The 5961-nt window shown below is 64.6% G+C and carries 4 protein-coding genes; 3 read left to right on the plus strand and 1 reads right to left on the minus strand.

The window, feature by feature from the left end; all coding sequences use genetic code 11:
* The 3 genes from RMQ73_RS07700 to RMQ73_RS07710 all read left to right on the plus strand — a co-directional run.
* Nucleotides 1–876: 5-(carboxyamino)imidazole ribonucleotide synthase (locus RMQ73_RS07700; RefSeq protein ID WP_310497519.1), on the plus strand; the 876-nt coding region annotated here is incomplete at its 5' end.
* 302 nt (nt 877–1178) lie between these two features.
* Nucleotides 1179–3062: a TIR domain-containing protein gene (locus RMQ73_RS07705; RefSeq protein WP_310497520.1), complete on the plus strand. Its 1884-nt coding sequence runs from the start codon at nt 1179–1181 to the stop codon at nt 3060–3062.
* A 136-nt stretch (nt 3063–3198) separates the two neighbouring features.
* Nucleotides 3199–4434, plus strand: a complete 1236-nt coding sequence (locus RMQ73_RS07710) for an acyl-CoA dehydrogenase family protein (RefSeq protein WP_310497521.1) — start codon at nt 3199–3201, stop codon at nt 4432–4434.
* 132 nt (nt 4435–4566) lie between these two features.
* On the opposite strand, the gene RMQ73_RS07715 is transcribed toward RMQ73_RS07710, so the two are convergent.
* A partial coding sequence (locus RMQ73_RS07715) for a M28 family metallopeptidase (RefSeq protein WP_310497524.1) occupies nt 4567–5961 on the minus strand: 1395 nt, incomplete at its 5' end.

The following is a 5961-nucleotide window of genomic DNA, read 5'->3' on the forward strand; positions in this document are numbered from 1 at the left end:
TTTGCCGCCGGCATTGATGTCGCGACGTTCGAGTTCGAAAACATCGATGTGGCTGCCATCCGCTATCTTGCCGGCAAGGTGCCGATGCTGCCCGGCGCCGCCAGCCTTGAGGTGGCGCAGGACCGCATGGCCGAAAAACAGTTCGTGGCAGGGCTTGGCGGGCGCCCGGCCCCGTTCGCTGCGGTGGACAGCCGCGCCGATCTGGATGCCGCGCTGGCACGGATCGGCACGCCGGCGATTCTGAAAACGCGCCGCATGGGCTATGACGGCAAGGGCCAGGCCCGCATCATGGCGCCTGAAGGCGCCGACGCCGCCTATGCAGCCATCGCCGGGCAGAGCGCGGTCCTCGAAGGCTTTGTGCACTTCACCCATGAATTTTCCGTGATCCTGTGCCGGGGGGCGGACGGCGCCAAGGTGCATTGGCCGGTCGCCCATAATGTCCATGACGGCGGCATCCTCGCCACCAGCAGCGTGCCGGCACCGCCGGAAATCGCTGCGCAAGCGCACGAGGCCATTGCCCTGTCGGAACGCATCGCCGATGCGCTGGGGCATGTCGGCGTGCTGACAGTGGAATTTTTCGCAGGCCCGGACGGCCCGGTGTTCAACGAAATGGCGCCGCGCGTCCACAACAGCGGCCACTGGACCATCGAAGGCGCCCGCGCCTCGCAGTTCGAAAACCATATCCGCGCCGTTTGCGGCCTTCCTCTGGGATCGACCGAACTGACAGCACCGTCGGTGCGCATGAAAAACCTGCTCGGCCAGGACGCGCTTGATTGGGCGGCACTGCTCGCCGACCCCGCCGCGCATCTGCACCTTTATGGCAAATCGCAGGTCAAGCCCGGCCGCAAGATGGGCCATGTCACCTGGCTGGACTGAGCGGCGCAATTCGCGCTTCGCGTCCCATTTGCGGACATGGAGTGCCCGTCGCTGGTTTTCCGAAACCCGCTCTGGGTCATCTCCCTGCAATCCAGCCCTGCCAGCAAGCCCCGGTGGCAGCGAAGCCCGAATGCAGCAGTCAGCAGGTGGCCCTGCGCTGCACCTTTCCCATTCGCAAGTTGCTTGTTAATGACTGACAAAGGCAGTCCAGCGTTGCGCAGCCCTGCGCATCGTTTCTGCTCTGGAAACAGGTGACTTCTGCCAGATAACTGCACCCTGCATCCGTCCGGGTGCCTGCGATCATGACCGGGCAGACGCCTGACATTTTTCTGTCCTACAGCCGGCAGGATCTGGCGGTTGCCGGCAAGATGGCTGCGGCGCTGGTGGCGGCCGGGCATGATGTGTGGTGGGATCAGGCGCTCAAGGCGGGCGAAGTCTATGACAAGGTGACCGAGACGGCCCTGCGCGAGGCGCGGCTGGTGGTGGTGCTGTGGTCGAAAGTGTCGGTGGAGTCGGATTGGGTGCGGTCCGAAGCCACGGTCGCCCTGCAGCGCGGCGCGCTGGTGCCGGTGATGATCGAGGCTTGCCAGCGCCCGGTGATGTTCGAACTGCGCCAATCCGCCGATCTGATCGGGTGGAAGGGCAATGCCAAAGACCCGCGCCTGTTTGCGTTTGTAGCGGATGTGACGCGGCAGTTGGGCGCGCCGCCGCAGGCGGCACCGGCCGCTCCCGCCGGTATCGGCCGCCGCCAGTTGATTGGCGGTGCGGCAGCGACGGCGGGCTTGGCGGCGGCTGGGTTCGTCGGCTGGCGGCAATGGGGCAGCGAAACGCGCGATAGTGCCCCAACCAGCATCGCCGTCTTGCCTTTCGCCAATCTGTCCGGCGATCCGGCGCAGGCCTATTTTTCCGATGGCATCGCCGAAGAATTGCGCTCGGCACTCGCCACCATTGCCGGGTTGAAGGTCGCGGCGCGCACATCGTCCGAACTGATGCGAAATACCGATATCCTGGAAGCCGCGACAAAGCTCGGCGTGGCGCACGTGCTCACCGGCAGTGTGCGGCGCGGCGGCGGCAAGATCAGGGTGACGGCGCAGTTGCTGGATGGCCAGACCGGGCTGGAAAGCTGGTCCCAAGCCTATGACCGACCGGCCGGCGATGTACTGGATGTGCAGACCGGCATTGCCCAAAGCGTCGCCAATGCGCTCAGCCTGCAATTCGGCAAGGCGGCTGCGCTGGTGGGCGGCACGAAGAACCCAATTGCCTATGATGCCTATCTGCGGGCGCGCTCGAACAAGTTAGTCGATGAGGCAGGATATCTCGAAGCGCTTGCCGATATCGACGCAGCCATTACCGCCGATCCGGATTTTGCCCTCGCACACGCGTTTCGCGCCCTCCAACTGGTCAATATTGCCTATAACTCGTATTACGGCGAGGCGCGCTTGGCGAAGCTGCCCGAAGCCCAGGAGGCCGCAAATCGCGCCATCGAACTGGCACCGACATTACGGCTGGCTTATTCCGTTATTGGGCGCGCCAAGCAGTTGTCGTATGATTTTACGGGTGCCGAGGCGGCGTTTGCCAAGGCGGCAACTCTGCCTCTTCAGACCGGGCGCGGCCTTATCTTTGAAGGCCTGTTCCAATCGGAAATGGGGCGCAGCAAACCGGCATTGGCTTTGATCGACAAGGCCGTCGCGCTCGACCCCTTGAGCCCGACGCCGATGCGCAATCGCATCCAGATACTGACGGACGCCCGCAAACCCGAGGCCGCGCTAGCCGCCCTCGATGTCTGGGATACGGCCAATCGCGCCACCCCGATCCCTACGTGGCATCGCATCCGCGTCTTGATGCAACTGCGGCGCCCCCGGGAAGCGCTTGTGGCAGCGCAATCATTGGAACAGCCCTATTTTTGGGTTGCCATGACGCAGGCAGCCCTGGGCAACCGCCCTGCCTCAGACGCAGCGCTGGCAGCGCTGCTGTCGCATCCTGATGCGCGCCCTTCGCCTTACAGGGTCGCCATGATCCGCGCCGCGCAGGGTGAAATCGAGATGGCATTTGCCCAACTTGCGCCGGCGATTTCGCAGCGGAACTCTGGTCTTCACCAATTGCGTGTCGAGGAAGCATTTGACCCGCTGCGAAAGGACCCGCGGTTCGCAGTGCTCGAAAAGCAGCTGGGCTTCCCACTGCGCTGATCCGGAGCCCTTGATCTGTTGTGCCGCCGAAGCGGGGCTGACGCGCCACTCCAAGCCCGCCAAGCCGAAACATGATAGTCGCCGCCGCCCCACCAGCCCTGTATGCTCAGCATATATCGGACGGGGAGCAACAGCCATGTCGATCGATTTCGAAATTCCAGCCGAAGCCAAGGCCGTTCGCGAGCGAGTGCGGCAATGGGTAAACGACGAATGCCGGCCTGCGGAGAAGGAGCTGCACGAGGGCGGTGACTACAAGACCGTGCTGGCGCGGCTGCGGGCCAAGGCGCGGGCGCAAGGCCTGTGGTTGCCGTTCATTCCAGTCGAACATGGCGGCATGGGGCTGGGCCCGCTGGCCAATGCACTGGTGCAGATGGAGCTGGGGCAGAGCCATCTCGGCGCGCTGTCGATGAACAGCCAGGGGCCGGACGACGCGACGATGCTGACCTTGTTGGCGCATGGGACGGAGCATCAGAAGGAGAAGTTCCTGAAGCCCCTGCTGAATGGGGACAAGCGCGTCTGCTATTCGATGACCGAAAAGGCCGCCGGCGCCGATGCCACGGGGATGCGCACGACCGCGGTGAAGGACGGCAACGAAAATTATATCATGAACGGCGAAAAATGGTTCTCGTCGGCCGCCAGCGCTGCCGATCTGGCTGTTGTCATGGCGCGCACCGATCCCGATGCGCCGCGCCACCGCCAGTTTTCCACCTTCATCGTCGAACTGCCCAACCCCGGCTATGTCATCAAGCGTGACATCAAGACGATGGCCATCGAAGGCCCGCTGAGCCAGGTGATGGGCGGCGGCCATAGCGAGATCGAGATCAAGGATCTGGTTGTGCCGGCCGAAAATCTGCTCGGCGGCGAAGGCAATGGTTTCAGCATGGGGCAGCACCGGCGGGCCTATGGGCGGCTAAGGCACGGCATGCACAATGTGGCGATGGCGCAGCGCGCGCTCGATCTGGCTACCGCGCATGTCACCCAGCGTTCCACCTTCGGCAAGCCGCTGCACGAACGCCAGGGCGTGCAGTTCATGCTCGCCGATTGCGCCAGCGAACTTTACATGGCGCGGCTGATGCTGCTCCACATCGCCTACAAGGCCGAAAAGGGCATGGACCTGCGGCAGGAAAATTCGATCGCCAAGGTGTTCCTGGCCCATATGGTCCACAAGGTGGTGGATACCGCCATCCAGTTGCACGGCGCACTCGGTTATAGCCAGGATACGCCGCTGGCGAGCTGGTACACCCATATCCGCTCGCAGCGGCTGGTGGATGGCCCCGACGAAGTGCACCGCTGGACGGTGGGGCGCAACGTCATCAAGGCCTATCAGGCGCATGGCACCACGGCCTCGGCGGCGGGCGGCGATCTGATCTAGGGCGCGGGCCAACGCCGCAGATTGCTATTCAGCTCTTGCAGCCGTCAGGTGGCCACAGCAGGCCATATGGCGCCAGCCGCCGGGCTGATGTCTGGTGGTTCTAGGCGGCTGTGGCGTCCGATTGCGAACAGATCAGCGCGCCGGGCGGGCCGCCTTGGGGGCACCGGGTGCCACGGCGTTGCCGAAATAATCGCCGGCGTACCACAGTGGTTTTTGCCGGGCATCGGCAAGATTGCGGATGATGCCGATGTTCAGCCGGGTCCATTTTGCCGCCACCGCCCAATCGAACGGCAGGTCGAGCTGGTCCGACACCTCGTGATAATTGTTGAGGCGGAACCGGCTTTCGGCGTCCTTGCAAGTCATGCCGCCCTTGGCATCCTTCCAGCCGGTCTTGAGGAACACGGCCGGCACCCCGGCCCGCACCAGCGGATAATGGTCTGACCGGGTGAAAATGGCCTCTTCCGGCTGGGGATCGGGGGACACCGACACGCGTTGTGCCTTGGCGGCGGCATTCACCGCGCCCGAAATCGTCGATCGATCGGCGCCGAACGCCACGATATCGCCGAAATCACAGGTCAGCAGCGGCATGTCGATATTCACCGCCGCCACGATGCGCGCCATCGGCAGGCTGGGTTGCCGCGCGAAATAATCGGCACCCAAAAGCCCTGATTCCTCGGCGGTGGTTGCCATGAACAGCACGGACCGGCGCGGCGGCTTTTTCACCAGCGCCGTCGCTGCCTCAAGCAGTGTGGTGGTGCCGGCGGCATTGTCCATGGCGCCATTGTAGATGAAATCCTCGCCCGGTTTCGGGTTCGCCTTCATGCCGACATGGTCAAGATGTGCCGAAATCAGCACGATCTCGTTTGCCAGCTTTGGATCAGAACCCGGCAGCAGCGCCAGTACATTGGGGCTGGTCACCGTTGCCACGGTCTGGCTGCGGGTGATGGTGACACTGCCGGGCAGGGCAAAGCCCTTAGTGTTGCCTGTCGCCGCCGCCGCGCGCACGGCGGCAAAATCCATTGCACCGCCAGCAAACAATGCCGCCGCCGCCTCGTCGCTGATGGTGGCGCGGACCTTCAATGCCGAGCCATCTCCCAGCGGCTTGCCATCGGCGCCGACCAGCGCGCGGCGCGGCTGGAAGGCGCGCGGCAGCATCTTGTCCCACGGCAGGCGCGCCGCTTCCTTGAGGGTGCGGACCTGCACCAGCCCGATGGCGCCGCCGGCCTGTGCGCCGATGGCTTTTGATGTGCGCGCCAGATGGGCGGCAGTTTCGGTGTCGAGGCTGGCCGGCGCACCGGTCAGCGCGATGGCGATCTTGCCCTGCAAGTCCAGCCCGGCAAAATCATCGATGCCCAGCGCCGCATCCTTGAGGCCATAGCCGACGAACACCAGCCCGGCGGTGACCGGGTCGGGGCCTGCACGGTCGCCCGGCGACCTCACCATGTCGTTGCCAGTGGTGCGCACCAGCGGCGCTTCCACCCGGTCCAGCACCAGCGCTGCCGGCGCGCCGGCCATGCGGCTTTCGGC

Source organism: Sandarakinorhabdus sp., from assembly GCF_031430775.1.
Classification (GTDB): domain Bacteria; phylum Pseudomonadota; class Alphaproteobacteria; order Sphingomonadales; family Sphingomonadaceae; genus Sandarakinorhabdus.